14 protein-coding genes are annotated in these 13,788 nt (G+C 66.0%); 7 read left to right on the top strand and 7 right to left on the bottom strand.

Going from position 1 to position 13,788, the window contains the following annotated elements; translation table 11 throughout:
- The first annotated feature begins 21 nt into the window (after positions 1–21).
- Positions 22–1,197, top strand: a complete 1,176-nt coding sequence (ftsY, locus tag KHO41_RS25665; protein ID WP_211956076.1) for a signal recognition particle-docking protein FtsY — start codon at positions 22–24, stop codon at positions 1,195–1,197.
- A 65-nt stretch (positions 1,198–1,262) separates the two neighbouring features.
- Here the strand turns inward: ftsY and maiA are convergent, their stop codons facing one another.
- Together maiA and KHO41_RS25655 are read right to left on the bottom strand one after the other, a co-directional pair.
- Complete coding sequence (gene maiA, locus KHO41_RS25660; RefSeq protein ID WP_211956075.1) at positions 1,263–1,910, bottom strand: maleylacetoacetate isomerase; 648 nt, start codon at positions 1,908–1,910, stop codon at positions 1,263–1,265.
- 4 nt (positions 1,911–1,914) lie between these two features.
- A complete protein-coding gene (locus KHO41_RS25655; protein WP_011296522.1) occupies positions 1,915–2,616 on the bottom strand; it encodes a fumarylacetoacetate hydrolase family protein in 702 nt (233 codons plus the stop codon).
- Positions 2,617–2,833: 217 nt separating this feature from the next.
- Between KHO41_RS25655 and KHO41_RS25650 the strand changes: the two genes are divergently transcribed.
- From KHO41_RS25650 to ybiB, 5 genes are all read left to right on the top strand, one after another.
- Positions 2,834–3,484 carry an ANTAR domain-containing response regulator gene (locus KHO41_RS25650; RefSeq protein WP_211956074.1) on the top strand — a complete coding sequence of 217 codons (651 nt, stop codon included), beginning with the start codon at positions 2,834–2,836 and terminating at the stop codon, positions 3,482–3,484.
- A 321-nt stretch (positions 3,485–3,805) separates the two neighbouring features.
- A complete protein-coding gene (locus KHO41_RS25645; protein WP_211956073.1) occupies positions 3,806–5,119 on the top strand; it encodes a CmpA/NrtA family ABC transporter substrate-binding protein in 1,314 nt (437 codons plus the stop codon).
- Positions 5,120–5,171: 52 nt separating this feature from the next.
- Positions 5,172–6,074 carry a nitrate ABC transporter permease gene (ntrB, locus tag KHO41_RS25640; RefSeq protein ID WP_211956072.1) on the top strand — a complete coding sequence of 301 codons (903 nt, stop codon included), beginning with the start codon at positions 5,172–5,174 and terminating at the stop codon, positions 6,072–6,074.
- A gap of 33 nt (positions 6,075–6,107) precedes the next feature.
- Positions 6,108–6,911 carry an ABC transporter ATP-binding protein gene (locus KHO41_RS25635; RefSeq protein WP_211956071.1) on the top strand — a complete coding sequence of 268 codons (804 nt, stop codon included), beginning with the start codon at positions 6,108–6,110 and terminating at the stop codon, positions 6,909–6,911.
- An 85-nt stretch (positions 6,912–6,996) separates the two neighbouring features.
- Positions 6,997–8,007, top strand: a complete 1,011-nt coding sequence (gene ybiB, locus KHO41_RS25630; RefSeq protein WP_211956070.1) for a DNA-binding protein YbiB — start codon at positions 6,997–6,999, stop codon at positions 8,005–8,007.
- A 22-nt stretch (positions 8,008–8,029) separates the two neighbouring features.
- On the opposite strand, the gene KHO41_RS25625 is transcribed toward ybiB, so the two are convergent.
- Positions 8,030–8,905, bottom strand: a complete 876-nt coding sequence (locus KHO41_RS25625; RefSeq protein ID WP_211956069.1) for a pirin family protein — start codon at positions 8,903–8,905, stop codon at positions 8,030–8,032.
- 346 nt (positions 8,906–9,251) lie between these two features.
- On the opposite strand from KHO41_RS25625, the gene rpoH reads away from it, so the two are divergent.
- Complete coding sequence (gene rpoH, locus KHO41_RS25620; protein WP_376989151.1) at positions 9,252–10,181, top strand: RNA polymerase sigma factor RpoH; 930 nt, start codon at positions 9,252–9,254, stop codon at positions 10,179–10,181.
- Between the two features lie 75 nt (positions 10,182–10,256).
- On the opposite strand, the gene KHO41_RS25615 is transcribed toward rpoH, so the two are convergent.
- From KHO41_RS25615 to KHO41_RS25600, 4 genes are all read right to left on the bottom strand, one after another.
- The gene (locus tag KHO41_RS25615) at positions 10,257–10,877 is read right to left on the bottom strand and encodes an SCO family protein (protein ID WP_211956067.1); all 621 of its coding nucleotides are present in this window, start codon (positions 10,875–10,877) and stop codon (positions 10,257–10,259) included.
- A gap of 136 nt (positions 10,878–11,013) precedes the next feature.
- Positions 11,014–11,949, bottom strand: a complete 936-nt coding sequence (gene cyoE / locus KHO41_RS25610) for a heme o synthase (RefSeq protein WP_211956066.1) — start codon at positions 11,947–11,949, stop codon at positions 11,014–11,016.
- Positions 11,946–13,049, bottom strand: a complete 1,104-nt coding sequence (locus KHO41_RS25605; protein WP_211956065.1) for a COX15/CtaA family protein — start codon at positions 13,047–13,049, stop codon at positions 11,946–11,948. The genes cyoE and KHO41_RS25605 overlap by 4 nt, the downstream gene beginning before the upstream one ends.
- A 12-nt stretch (positions 13,050–13,061) precedes the next feature.
- A complete protein-coding gene (locus tag KHO41_RS25600) occupies positions 13,062–13,718 on the bottom strand; it encodes an SCO family protein (protein WP_211956064.1) in 657 nt (218 codons plus the stop codon).
- Between the last annotated feature and the right edge of the window lie 70 nt (positions 13,719–13,788).

The raw sequence follows: 13,788 nt of genomic DNA, 5'->3' as shown, positions 1-13,788 counted from the left end.
GGGTATTGACCCCTTTCCCCAATGTTTAGTTTCTGGAAGAAGCGCAAGGCCGAGCCAGCCCCTGCGCCGGCAGAACCGCCCGCCTCGGCCCCCGCTACGGCCCCGATTCCGGCCCCGATTCCGGCCCCTGCCCCGGCTCCTGTGGCCGCCCCTGCTGCCGTCCCCGTCGCCAGTCCCGATCCGTCGCTCGCCGCGGCTCCGGTGCCCCCTGCCGCGCCAGCCTTTCCTGCTGCGGCAGCCACGCCGGCCGCCGCCGCGGAGATGGAGCTGACCCTGGCCCCGGCCCAGACCGCCGAAGCCCGCCGGGGCTGGATGCAGCGCCTGCGCACGGGCCTGTCCAAGACCAGCCGCAATATCAGCACGCTGTTTGTCGGCATGAAGGTCGACGAGGCGCTGTTCGAAGAGCTCGAAACCGCGCTGCTGATGGCCGACGCCGGCGTCGAGGCAACCGAATACCTGCTCGGTGAGCTGCGCAAGCGTGTGCGCAGCGATCGCATCGAATCGGCCGAAGGCGTCAAGGCCGCGCTGCGCGACCTGCTGATCCAGCTGCTGCGGCCGCTGGAAAAGACCATGGAGCTGGGCCGCGAGCAGCCGCTGGTGATGATGATCGCGGGCGTCAACGGCGCCGGCAAGACCACCAGCATCGGCAAGCTGTGCAAGCACTTCCAGCACTACGGCCAGTCCGTGCTGCTGGCCGCCGGCGACACCTTCCGCGCCGCCGCGCGCGAGCAGCTCACCATCTGGGGCGAGCGCAACAACGTCACCGTGGTCGCGCAGGAAAGTGGCGATCCGGCCGCGGTGATCTTCGACGCGGTCAACGCAGCGCGTGCGCGCGGCATCGACATCGTGATGGCCGACACCGCCGGCCGCCTGCCCACGCAGCTCCACCTGATGGAAGAGCTCAAGAAGGTCAAGCGCGTGATCAGCAAGGCCATGCCCACGGCCCCGCACGAGGTGCTGCTGGTGATCGACGCCAATACTGGCCAGAACGCGCTGGCGCAGACGCGCGCGTTCGATGACGCGCTCGGCCTGACCGGCCTGATCGTGACCAAGCTCGACGGCACGGCCAAGGGCGGCATCCTCGCGGCCATCGCGCGCCAGCGGCCGGTGCCGGTTTATTTCATCGGCGTCGGGGAAAAGGTCGAGGATCTGCAGCCGTTCAAGGCAGAGGAGTTTGCCGACGCGCTGCTCGGCTGATGGTATCGCCCGAATAAAAAACGCCCCGGCAAACCCGGGGCGTTTTTTTTGGCTGACGCGGCGAATCACTCCGCGTCAGGCTGATCCTTCGGCTGCGCCTTCTGGAAGGCCGGCAGCTCCATGCACGCTTCGTAGATACGCGCGATGGTCGGATAGCGGCTCACGTCGATATTGAAGCGCTGCGCGTTGAAGACCTGCGGCACCAGGCAGATATCGGCCAGCGTCGGCGTGTCGCCGAAGCAGAAGCGGCCGGCCTTGCCCTGGCGCTCCAGGTTGGCTTCGAACGAGGCGAAGCCCAGTTCGATCCAGTGACGGTACCACCCGTCCTTGGCCTCATCGGCGACGCCCAGCGTGCGCTTGATGTACTTCAGCACGCGCAGGTTGTTCAGCGGATGGATCTCGCAGGCAACCTCGAGCGCGAGGCCGCGCACGTAGGCGCGGTCGAGCGCATTGCCGGGCAGCAGTTTCGGTTCGGGATGGATCTCGTCCAGGTACTCGATCATGGCCACGGACTGCTGCAGCACATTGCCGTCGTCCAGCACCAGCGCCGGCACGAGACCGTCGGGATTCACCGCGCGGAACTCGGGCAGGAGCTGCTGGCCGCCGTCCTTGAGCAGATGCACGGGCACATACTCGTACGGCAGGCCCTTTAGCTCCAGCGCGATACGCACGCGGTAGGACGCCGAGCTGCGGAAATAGCTGTAGAGCTTCATCGGGTCAGACCACCTTGATAGTCAGGTCGCCCACGCCGCCGACGTGGCACTGCATGACGTCGCCCTTGACCACCGGACCCACGCCTTCGGGCGTGCCACTGAAGATCAGGTCGCCGGGCTGCAGCTCGAACAGCTTCGACAGGTACGACACCATCTCCGGCACGGACCAGATCAGGTCGGAGAGGTCGCCGCGCTGCTTCTCGGCGCCGTTGACGGACAGCGTGACTTCGCCCTTTTCCGGATGGCCGATGGCCGACACCGGCACGATCGGGCCGATCGGAGCCGAACGGTCGAATGCCTTGCCGGTCTCCCAGGGGCGACCGGTCTTCTTCGATTCGTTCTGCAGGTCGCGGCGCGTCATGTCGAGGCCCACGGCGTAGCCGAACACGTGGCTGGCTGCCTGCTCGACCGAAATGTCCTTGCCGCCCTTGCCGATCGCCACGACCAGTTCCACTTCATAGTGGACGTTGCTGGTGCCCGGCGGATACGGGAACGTGCCCTCGGTGCCATCCGCCACATAGCTGACCGCGTCCGACGGCTTGCAGAAGAAGAACGGCGGCTCGCGATCGGGGTCCGAGCCCATTTCGCGGGCATGGGCGGCATAGTTGCGGCCGACGCAGTACACGCGGCGCACCGGGAAGCTTGCGTTGCTGCCGCGCACGGGCACGCCAACGGGTGCCGGCGGGGCAAAAACGAATTCGGTCATGCATCTCTCCAGGCTTTTTCTGATATTCCTGCGCACGAGCGACCGGTGTCGCCAGCAGACACCGCCCGGCGCAGCAGGGCAACAGCATACACCTGCCCGCCGGCCTGCGTACGACGGCATACAGTGATTATGGGTAAGCCCCCGGGGTGCGAGCCGGCGTGACGGATTGACCGCCCGGCGCGGATCTTGCATAACACGGGGCAACCCACGACAAGTCATGACCCGCCGCCACCCGCCTCCCTCGTCCAGCCCGAGCCCGCCCCCGCAGGGTGCCGCGCCAGCCAACCGCACGCTGCGCATCCTGCTGGTGCGCGATCCGCACGACGCCGATCCGCTCAATGTGGAAACCATTCGCGCGGGCCTGGTCAGCACCGGATTCACCGACATCCAGATCGTCGATGCCGACCTACGCCTGCCCGATGCCATCTCGGCCAGCCAGCCGGACCTGATCATCATCGCGTCCGAGTCCGCCGCGCGCGATACGGTCGAGCATGTGTGCGTGTCCACGCAGCACGCGCCGCGTCCGATCGTACTGTTCACCGATAACGACGACGCCCAGCGCATCAAGGCCGCGCTGTCGGCTGGTATCACGGCCTATATCGTCGACGGCCTGCGCGCCGAGCGCGTCAAGACCGTGCTGGACGTCGCCTATGCGCGCTTCGAACTCGACCAGCAGTTGCGCGCGGAACTCGATGCCACGCGGCTGAAGCTGGCCGAGCGCAAGGTGGTGGAGCGCGCCAAGGGCCTGCTCATGCAGGCGCGCGGCATTACCGAGGATGAGGCCTACAAGCGCCTGCGCAGCATGGCCATGGAACGCGGCATCAAGCTTGTGGATGCCGCCCAGCGCGTGATCGACGTGATGGGCTGAGCATCCGCAACCGGTGCCCGCGCGGCACGCGACTGGTGCAATGCACAATTCTGGCGCTGCTCATTAACTGCAGCGCGCTCTCCCGGCCCGGCCTGCGAGGCCGGCGGGTATCACTCGTCCGCGAAGTCCCCTTTTCCACCGCTTTGTGTGTTGGCACAGCCATTGCGTTATCGATGCGTCGGCCAACGAGGGCCGATCACAATTACGGCGGGCATGGCCAACGCGGGCCGCGCCACGCCACGGACAACGGCGTCCTGAACCGCACCCGTCTTCTGGCGAAACGGGCTGTGGATCGGGACGCTTTTTTCTTGGAGCCCAGCAATGCCCTCTCGCCTCAGGATTGCCAAACCGCTGCCCGCCGCAGTCGACACCACTCTCGCCTCCGCCGACGCGGCGCCGGCGAGCAGCGGCCGCCGCCGTGCGCTGGCCTCGATCGCCGGGGCCAGCGTGATGACGCTGGTCGATCCGCTGGTGCGTGCCGGGGCGTGGGCGGCGGGGTCGGATGCGCCCGAGAAACCCGAGGTACGCATCGGCTTCATCCCGCTGACCGACTGCGCATCGGTCGTCATGGCAGCCACGCTCGGGCTCGACAAGAAGTACGGCATCAAGATTACGCCGAGCAAGGAAGCATCCTGGGCCGGCGTGCGCGACAAGCTCGTCAATGGCGAACTCGACGCGGCGCATGTGCTGTACGGGCTGATCTATGGTGTGCAGCTCGGCATCGGCGGCCCGAAGAAGGACATGGCCGTGCTGATGAGCCTGAACCACAACGGACAGGCCATCACGCTGTCGTCGAAGCTGGCCGAGAAAGGTGCGAAGGACGGCGCCAGCCTGAAAGCGCTGATGAGCAAGGAAAAGCGCGAATACACCTTCGCGCAGACCTTCCCGACCGGCACGCACGCCATGTGGCTCTACTACTGGCTGGCGGCCAACGGCATCAACCCGATGCAGGATGCCAAGGCGATCACCGTGCCGCCGCCGCAGATGGTCGCCAACATGCGCGTGGGCAATATGGACGGCTTCTGCGTGGGCGAGCCGTGGGGCGCGCGCGCGATTGCCGACAAGATCGGCTTCACGGTGGAAACGACGCAGGCGATCTGGAAGGATCATCCCGAGAAGACGCTCGGCACCACCGCCGAATTCGTGCAGAAGTACCCGAACACCGCGCGCGCCATGGTGGCCGCGGTGCTGGAGGCATCGAAGTTCATCGACGCCTCGGCGTCGAACCGCCGCAAGACGGCCGAGACCATCGCCGCCAAGTCCTACGTCAACACCGACATGGACATCATCCTGGACCGCATGCTGGGCCGCTACAGCAATGGCCTGGGCAAGACGTGGGATGACCCGGACTCGATGAAGTTCTACCAGGACGGTTCGGCGAACTTCCCGTTCCTGTCGGACGGCATGTGGTTCCTGACGCAGCACAAGCGCTGGGGCCTGCTCAAGGAGCATCCCGACTATCTGGCGGTGGCAAGGCAGGTCAACCGCATCGACATCTACAAGCAGGCCGCTACGGCGGCACAGGTGCCGCTGCCCAAGAGCGACATCCGCACCGCGAAGCTGATCGACGGTGTGGTGTGGGATGCCAACAAGGACCCAAAGGCCTACGCCGACGGCTTCAAGATCAAGGCCTGATACGCAAGTTGCCGCCATTGTTTCGGATTGCCCCTGACCCAAGGAGCCAGACGTGAATGCCATCGCCAGACCCGCGCCGGAAGGCGCCACCGGCCTGAAGGCCGACCCCGATGCCGGCGAACGCGCGCGGCGACGTACGCTGGAGATCGAAGCTCAGGCTCGCCGTGCCGAACGGCGCGAGGCGCTGCGCGCAGTCGTGCTGAAAGGCGTGCCGCCGCTGCTGGGCTTCGCGTTGTTCGTGCTGGCTTGGCACGGCATCGCCACAATGATCCCGGCTATTCCCACGCCCGGCGCCACCTGGAACGCCGCCGTGCCGCTCTTCGCCGATCCGTTCTACCGCAATGGCCCCAATGACCAGGGCGTAGGCTGGAACGTGCTGGCATCGCTTGCCCGCGTCGGCGCTGGCTTCGGGCTTGCGGCGCTGATCGGCATCCCGGCGGGCTTCATCCTCGGACGCTTCGCCTTCCTGAACGCGATGGCGTCGCCCGTGATCAGCCTGCTGCGGCCGGTTTCGCCGCTGGCATGGCTGCCGATCGGGCTGCTGCTGTTCAAGGCTGCGAACCCCGCCGCGATCTGGGCCATCTTCATCTGCTCGATCTGGCCGATGGTGATCAACACCGCGGTCGGCGTCACGCGTGTGCCGCAGGACTACCTGAACGTGGCGCGCGTGCTCGACTTGTCGGAATGGAAGGTGTTCACGCGCGTGCTGTTCCCCGCCGTGCTGCCGTACATGCTGACCGGCGTGCGGCTGTCGATCGGCACGGCATGGCTGGTGATCGTGGCCGCGGAGATGCTGACTGGCGGCACCGGCATCGGCTTCTGGCTGTGGGACGAATGGAACAACCTGAAGGTCGAGCACATCGTCATCGCCATCTTCGTGATCGGCATCATCGGCCTGCTGCTGGAACATGCGCTGCTGGCGCTGGCTCGGCGCTTCAGCTACGGCAACAACTGACTGCCCCGCGCGCAAACCCAACCGGACATCGCCATGGAAAAGTTCGTCAGCATCGAAAACGTCGGGCAGACATTCAAGACGCGCAAGGGGCCGTTCGTGGCGCTGCGCGACGTCAACCTGCAGATCGCACAGGGAGAGTTCATCACGCTGATCGGCCATTCGGGCTGCGGCAAGTCCACGCTGCTGAATCTGATCGCGGGGCTGGCCACGCCGACCACCGGGGCGCTGATCTGCGCAGGCCGGGAAATCGCCGGCCCGGGTCCCGAGCGCGCCGTGGTGTTCCAGAACCACTCGCTGCTTCCGTGGATGACCTGCTTCGACAACGTCCATCTGGGCGTGGAGCGCGTCTTTGGTGGCAGCGAGAGCAAGGCGCAACTGAAGGCACGCACGCATGACACGCTGGCGCTGGTGGGCCTGACCCACGCGGAAGGCAAGTATCCGCACGAGATCTCGGGCGGCATGAAGCAGCGCGTCGGCATTGCGCGCGCGCTCGCCATGGCGCCCAAGGTGCTGCTGATGGATGAACCGTTCGGCGCGCTCGACGCGCTCACGCGCGCGCACCTGCAGGATGCGCTGCTGAAGATCGTCGAACAGACCCGCAGCACCGTAGTCATGGTCACGCATGACGTGGACGAGGCCGTGCTGCTGGCCGACCGCATCGTGATGATGACCAACGGCCCGGCGGCGACGATCGGCGAGATCCTCAGCGTCGGCCTGCCGCGACCACGCGACCGCGTGGCGCTCGCCGAGGACAAGGACTACCACGCGTGCCGCACGGCGGTGCTCGACTTCCTCTACCGCAAGCAGCGCAACCCGGCGCTGCAGGAAGCGGCCTGAACGGCCACCGGACGCCCGCCCGCCATGGGCGTGGCGGCGGTGCTCCGCTATCATGAAGCGGAACCCATCCCCACATAACACGCCCATGACCACTTCCTCTGCCACTCCCGCCGCGGATGCCTTCCCCGCAGCCCGCTACATCAAGGAAATCGGCCGCGGCGTGAACGGCGCCCGCGCGCTGCCGCGCGAAGACGCGCAGGCCTTGTTCGACGCCATGCTGGGCGGCCGCGTGTCGGACTTGGAACTGGGCGCGGTGCTGATGGCGTATCGCATCAAGGGCGAGGCTCCGCACGAACTGGCCGGCATGCTGGAGGCCGCGCACACGCACTGCCGTCCGCTGGCCGCGCCGGGAGATCGCCAGGTCGTGGTCATCCCGAGCTACAACGGCGCGCGCAAGCAGCCCAACCTGGTGCCGCTGCTGGCGCTGCTGCTCGCGCGCGAGAATGTGCCGGTGCTGGTGCACGGTTCGCGCACATTCCAGGGCCGCGTGACGAGCATGGCCCTGTTTGAGGCGCTCGGCGTGCCGCTCTGTGCATCCACCGACGAAGCCGCCGCGCGCCTGCGCGACGGCGATGGCGCCAACGGGCCGCTGGCCGTGGTGCCCGTGGACGTGCTGTCGCCGGGCCTGTCGCAGTTGCTGGACCGGCGCAATGTCATCGGCCTGCGCAATTCCTCGCACACGGTGGCCAAGATGCTGCAGCCGGTCGGTTCGCATTCCCCGGCCGAGGCGTTGCGCCTGTACAGCTATACGCACCCCGAGTATCGCGAGACGCTGACCGACTACTTCTCGCACGAGCCCGCCAATGTGCTACTGGCGCGCGGTACCGAAGGCGAGGTGGTGGCCGATGCACGCCGCGGCAGCCGCATCGACTGGTTGCATGACGGGCACCAGCAGACGCTTGTCGATCCGACCAGCGGCTCGATCGCCGACGTGCCGGAACTGCCGCAAGGCAGCGATGTGGCCGATACGGCCGCGTGGACGCGCAAGGTGCTGGACGGCACCGTGCCCGTGCCGGCGCCGATCGCCACCCAGGTGCGCGCCATTCAGGAATGCCTGCAGCAAGGCACGCGCGTCGCCTGGGCAAACCCGCTCTGAGCGGCGCCAGTCCGTCCGCTGCTCAGGATTTGCGCTGGGGCAGCGGGATGCGCTCCGTTTCGCCGGGGACGTGCGGAAACTGGTCGTCCTCCCAGCGCTGCGAAGCGGCTTCGATAGCCTCTTTGCTGCTGGCCACGAAGTTCCAGAAGATGAATCGGCGGCCGTCTGTAGGATCGCCGCCGAGCAGCATCACGCGCGATGGCGCGGTGGCCGTCAGCGTGACTGATTGACCCGGCGTCAGCACCACCAGGTGCTCGGAGGGCAAGGCTTCTCCGTCGAGCGCGATGCTGCCGTCGACCGGATAGACGCCCCGCTCCGCATGCTCGGCCGGAATCTCCAGGATCGCGCCAGCGTCCATCTCGATCGCCACGTACAGCGTGCGGCTGAACACCGTGACGGGCGAAGTCTTGCCAAAGGCATCTCCGGCGATCACCGTCATGCGCACGCCAGGCTGTTCGATCTTCGGCAGCGTGGCGCCCGGATGATGGAAGAACGAAGGCTCGACGGTTTCGTGATCCTTAGGCAGCGCCACCCAGGTCTGGATGCCATGGAGCCGCGCGCCGGCTTCGCGCACGGCGTCGGGCGAGCGCTCGGAGTGGACGATGCCATTGCCGGCCGTCATCCAGTTCACGTCGCCAGGCCGGATCACCTGCTCGCTGCCGAGGCTGTCGCGGTGCATGATCTCGCCTTCGAACAGATAGGTCACCGTGGCCAGTCCGATATGCGGATGCGGGCGCACATCGGCGCCTTTCCCTGGAGGCATCGCCACGGGTCCCATGTGATCAAAGAAGATAAACGGGCCGACGGTCTGGGTCGCGGCTGCAGGCAGCAGGCGACGCACGGTGAAGTCGCCCAGGTCCCGCACGTGGGGCTTGAGCAAGTGTTCGATGGCAGACATGGGTTCTCCGGTTTCGTGAGGCGCGCTTTTGTTGGCCTTGGCGTGCGTGCGCCAGCACTGTCAGTGTAGCGGGTGGTGCAATACAGTATCCCGCCACGCGGTGCGAACCGAGGCGTGGCGGGACCCTCTAATTGAAGATATCCAGGCCGCCGATATGCAGCGTAAGTGCCTTAGCGGGACCAAACGCTATTCGAATATAGATGATGATCATCAGGAACTATCGACGGCTTAGGGACTCCAATTAGCACTCACCCGGCTTGAGTGCTAAGATGTGTTGCAATGCCGTGCCCTCCCATCCGGAGTGGCGCGCCGGCAACCGAACGCCGGATGCGAAAGGAGCTACTGAGTGAACGCAGTCTTGTCTGCCGACAAAACCCTGATGAACAGCCGTCTGCCGACGGCGCCCAAGCAGGCCGGAAGCTTTGCATTGACCTTCCCGGCCACTGTGGGCAACCTGGAAAGCTATATCCAGGCCGTACATCGCATTCCGATGCTGACCGCAGAGGAAGAGCAACGCCTCGCGCGCGAATTGCGCGACAACGAATCCGTCGATGCCGCACGCCAGCTGGTGATGTCTCACCTGCGCCTGGTGGTGTCGATTGCGCGCCAGTACCTCGGGTACGGCCTGCCGCACGCCGACCTGATCCAGGAAGGCAATATCGGGCTGATGAAGGCCGTCAAGCGCTTCGACCCGAATCAGGGCGTGCGCCTGGTGTCGTATGCGATGCATTGGATCAAGGCCGAGATCCACGAATACGTGCTGAAGAACTGGCGCATGGTCAAGGTGGCGACCACCAAGGCCCAGCGCAAGCTGTTCTTCAACCTGCGCAGCCACAAGCAGGGTTCCCATACCTTCACGCCGGAGCAGATCGAAGCCGTTGCGCGCGATCTCAACGTCAAGCCTGAAGAGGTGATGGAGATGGAAACCCGCATGTCGGGTGGCGATCTCGCGCTGGAAGGCCAGGTCGATGACGGCGAGGAAGAATTCGCGCCGATCGCTTACCTGGCGGACAACCACAACGAGCCGACGCGCGTACTGGAAGCCAAGCGCCAGGACCGCATGCAGGTCGAGGGGCTGGAAGAGGCGCTGGCGCGGCTGGATGAGCGCAGCCGCCGGATTATCGAGGCACGCTGGCTGAACGTTGAGGACGACGGCTCGGGTGGTGCGACGCTGCACGAGCTGGCCGATGAATTTGGTGTCTCGGCTGAACGCATTCGCCAGATCGAGGTGGCGGCGATGAAGAAGATGAAGGGGGCGTTGCAGGCGTTTGCCTGATCGCCCGGCGCTAACGAGGCGCCATGTAAAAGGCCGGTCCACTGGACCGGCCTTTTTTCATTGCCGTGCCGTCTCTCAGGACAGCAACTGCTTGATATCGTGGGCGATGGGCTCCGGTCCCTGGCCGTGACGAATGAACAGCCGCAGGCGCCCTTCCGTGTCGAACACATAGCTGCCAGCCGAGTGATCCATGGTGTAGTTGTTCGGCGACGTGCCCGGCACCTTGGCGTAGTAGACCTTGAAGTCCTTCGCCACCTTCTGCAACGCAGCCTCATCCGCCGGCCGCATGCCCAGGAAACGCGGATCAAACGCCGGCACGTACTGCGCCAGCAGCGCCTGGGTATCCCGCTCCGGATCCACCGTCACAAACAACACCTGCACCTTGTCCGCATCCGGCCCAAGCTGCTCCATCACCGCCTTCAACTCCGCCATGGTGGTCGGGCAGACATCGGGGCAATGGGTGTACCCGAAGAACATCACCACGACCTTGCCCTTGAAGTCCGAAATCGTCCGGACCTTGCCGTTGTGGTCGGTCAGCGAGAAATCCTTGCCGAAATCTGCCCCGCCGCTGATGTCGACGTTACGGAAAGAAGCCTTCTGCTGGCCACAGGCGGCGAGCGCGAGTGCAAGGAACGCTAGCGCGGCAAAGCGGCGGAATGAGGCGAAGAGCCCGTGGGGCTGGCTTGGCTTGGTCATGGGAAATCGGAAGTCGATGGACGCCGGCAAATCCGCGGCGCCGCGATGGCGAGGGCAGCACACAGTATCGCCCATTCGTGCCCTGCCGCACGGCGACCGCGACAAGATGCCGCAGGCCGCGAAGCTCCCAGATCGCTCAGATCTGGGGCACGAACTTGAAGTAGTGATCGATCAGCAGCGCCGCGAACAGCAGCGACAAGTAGAGGATCGAGAAGCGGAAGGCGCGTTGGGCCAGCTGGTCCGAGTAGTTGCGGTACATCGTCCACGAATACTTCAGGAACCAGGCGCCCAGCACCAGTGCGCTGGCGAGGTAGATGTAGCCGCTCATGCCGTAGACGAACGGCAGCAGCGTCGCGGCGATCATCACCAGCGTGTACAGCAGGATGTTGAGCAGCGTGTACTTTTCGCCGTGCGTGATCGGCAGCATCGGCAGGCCGGACTTGGCGTAGTCGGCGCGGCGGTACAGCGCGAGCGCCCAGAAATGCGGAGGAGTCCAGGTGAAGATGATCAGCACCAGGAACCACGCTTCGGCGGGCACGTCGTTGGCGACAGCCGCCCAGCCCAGCGCCGGCGGCATGGCGCCCGACAGGCCGCCGATGACAATATTCTGCGGCGTGGCCGGCTTGAGCAGGATGGTGTAGACGACCGCATAGCCGAGGAACGTGGCGAAGGTCAGCCACATCGTCAGGTCATTGGCGAATACGTGCAGCAGCCACATGCCGGCGCCGCCAAGGACGGCCGAGAAGATCAGCGTCTGCGTGGTGGTGATCTCGCCGGTGGCGGACGGCCGCCATGCGGTGCGGCGCATCAGCGCGTCGATCTTCTGCTCCACCAGGCAATTGATCGCGAACGCGGCCCCGGCCAGCAGCCAGATGCCGGCGCCGCCGCCGATCAGTACGCGCCACGGCACCATGCCCGGCGTGGCCAGGAACATGCCGATGATGGCGCAGAACACCGCGAGCTGCGTCACTCGCGGCTTGGTCAGGGCGGCATACTGGCGGGCCAGGTGACGGACCCGGCCCACGGGATGGGATTGCGTTGCGGTTACCACGGGAGGGAGTTTGTCTTTCATGTGGCGCGAGCGGCAGTCGGCACGCTGGAGGCAGCGCCGGCGGGTCGGGTCGCGAGCCCTATATTGTAGTTGAGACGCACCAACAGCAGCAGGAGCACCGCCGCGCCGCCGTTGTGGGCGACTGCGGCGACCAGCGGCCAGTCCAGCACGATGTTCGACAGCCCGGTCGCGAGCTGCAGCGCAAGCGCAGCCAGCAGCCAGCGTGATGCGCTGCCCAGCCCTTCGAGCCGGCGCGCACGCAGGCCGAACCACGTGAGGTAGCCCAGCACCACCACGGCAAAGCAGCGGTGCACCCAGTGGATCGCCACCAGCGCCGCATGCGGGATGTAGTCGCCATCAGCCGTCATGCCGAGCTGGCGCCACAGCGTGAAGCCGTGCACGAAGTCCATCTCGGGGACGACCTGGCCGTTGCACAGCGGGAAGTCCGTGCAGGCCATCACCGCGTAGTTGGTGCTGACCCAGCCACCCAGGAATATCTGGATCACCAGCAGCAGCAGCGCCACGCGCGCGGGCCAGCGCAGCGCGCCAGCCTCGGGTGCGACAAGATGCCGCGGATCATTTCGCGAGCCTAGCCAGATCAGCGCCGCGAGCAGGCTCATGCCGAGCAGCAGGTGCGTGACGACGATGATCGGCTGCAGCTTCATCGTCACCGTGAATGCGCCGAACGCGCCCTGCACGCACACGAGCAGCAGCACGCCGGTGGCGAACCATGGCGATTGCTTCAACTCCTTGCGCTTGACCCACGCCAGCACCATCAGCGTGATGATCAGCACGCCCACGGCCATGGCGAAATAGCGGTGGATCATCTCGATCCAGGCCTTGGCGAGCGTCACAGGGCCGCTGGGCAACGCGGTTTCGGCCGCGCGGATTGGCTCCACGGCCGAATGTGGGTTGGAATGGCCATAGCAGCCCGGCCAGTCGGGGCAGCCGAGGCCCGAATCAGTCAGCCGCGTGAAGCTGCCGAACATGATGAGATCCAGCGTCAGGAACGCGGTGATCCAGACCAGCTTGCGGTACTTGTTGCGGTCGCCGCGGACCAGCACGTACGAGATCGGGAACAGCGCGATCAGGACGCCGATGATGGCGAGTTGGAGCAGCATGCGCGTCGTTCCTCAGCCGATCCGGGAAACCCGGAGCAGCTTCTTGAGGTCGCCGCTCATCTTCTTGGGATCGGGGTCTTTCGGGAAACGCATCATCAGGTTGCCGAGCGGATCGACCAGGAAGATGGTGTCTTCGATGCGGCTGCCCTCGGCCGCCGGCAGCCATTGGCGCGCGACGTCGGGCGGGATGCGCAGGAAACGCACGCCGGCATAGGGCTCGTTGTAGGCCGCGCTCAGGCGCTCATCGACCGCGCCCTCGTCCGTGATCAGCCAGACCGGCACGATACGCTCGCGGTCCTGGCCCTGGCCCGCGCGGATCTGGCGGATGGTGAACAGCTTCTTCGCGCAGGCTTCGTCGCAGGCCGACGGATCGGCCGTCACCAGCAGCCACTTGCCGCGGAAGCTTTCGAGCGGAACCGCCTCAGCGCGCTCGTTGGCGACGCGCACAGGAGGCATCGGGCGCTGCGGATCGATCAGCGCGCCGTAGTTGGTGGCGCCGCCCGTCGGCTTGAAAACGTAATAGGTCAGGTAGGACGCGATCACCGGCGATGCGCACACCAGCAACAGCAGCAGCATCTGAAGGCGGCCGCGGCGCGTGCGCGCGTCGATGCGCGAGTCCGGCGGAGATGCCGTGCCGGCGGGGGCCGGGGCGGAGTCTTGGTGTGGCATGTGTACGTCTGTCGTTCGTTTGTCGTGGCGCCCGCACAATGGCGTGCGCCGATGTTCATGGCCGGCTGGC

Source organism: Cupriavidus numazuensis, assembly GCF_905397435.1.
GTDB classification, from domain to species: Bacteria; Pseudomonadota; Gammaproteobacteria; order Burkholderiales; family Burkholderiaceae; genus Cupriavidus; species Cupriavidus numazuensis.
The sequence above is the reverse complement of the archived record's forward strand: the minus strand, read 5'-3'. Positions and strand labels throughout refer to the sequence as shown.

Excerpts from the sequence above, each read along its gene's own strand:
- cyoE (WP_211956066.1), bottom strand. The coding sequence starts at position 11,949 with ATGAAAGACAAACTCCCTCCCGTGGTAACCGCAACGCAATCCCATCCC.
- KHO41_RS25645 (WP_211956073.1), top strand. The coding sequence starts at position 3,806 with ATGCCCTCTCGCCTCAGGATTGCCAAACCGCTGCCCGCCGCAGTCGAC.
- maiA (WP_211956075.1), bottom strand. The coding sequence starts at position 1,910 with ATGAAGCTCTACAGCTATTTCCGCAGCTCGGCGTCCTACCGCGTGCGT.
- ybiB (WP_211956070.1), top strand. The coding sequence starts at position 6,997 with ATGACCACTTCCTCTGCCACTCCCGCCGCGGATGCCTTCCCCGCAGCC.
- KHO41_RS25605 (WP_211956065.1), bottom strand. The coding sequence starts at position 13,049 with ATGCTGCTCCAACTCGCCATCATCGGCGTCCTGATCGCGCTGTTCCCG.
- KHO41_RS25615 (WP_211956067.1), bottom strand. The coding sequence starts at position 10,877 with ATGACCAAGCCAAGCCAGCCCCACGGGCTCTTCGCCTCATTCCGCCGC.
- KHO41_RS25635 (WP_211956071.1), top strand. The coding sequence starts at position 6,108 with ATGGAAAAGTTCGTCAGCATCGAAAACGTCGGGCAGACATTCAAGACG.
- ftsY (WP_211956076.1), top strand. The coding sequence starts at position 22 with ATGTTTAGTTTCTGGAAGAAGCGCAAGGCCGAGCCAGCCCCTGCGCCG.
- KHO41_RS25625 (WP_211956069.1), bottom strand. The coding sequence starts at position 8,905 with ATGTCTGCCATCGAACACTTGCTCAAGCCCCACGTGCGGGACCTGGGC.
- KHO41_RS25655 (WP_011296522.1), bottom strand. The coding sequence starts at position 2,616 with ATGACCGAATTCGTTTTTGCCCCGCCGGCACCCGTTGGCGTGCCCGTG.
- KHO41_RS25650 (WP_211956074.1), top strand. The coding sequence starts at position 2,834 with ATGACCCGCCGCCACCCGCCTCCCTCGTCCAGCCCGAGCCCGCCCCCG.
- KHO41_RS25600 (WP_211956064.1), bottom strand. The coding sequence starts at position 13,718 with ATGCCACACCAAGACTCCGCCCCGGCCCCCGCCGGCACGGCATCTCCG.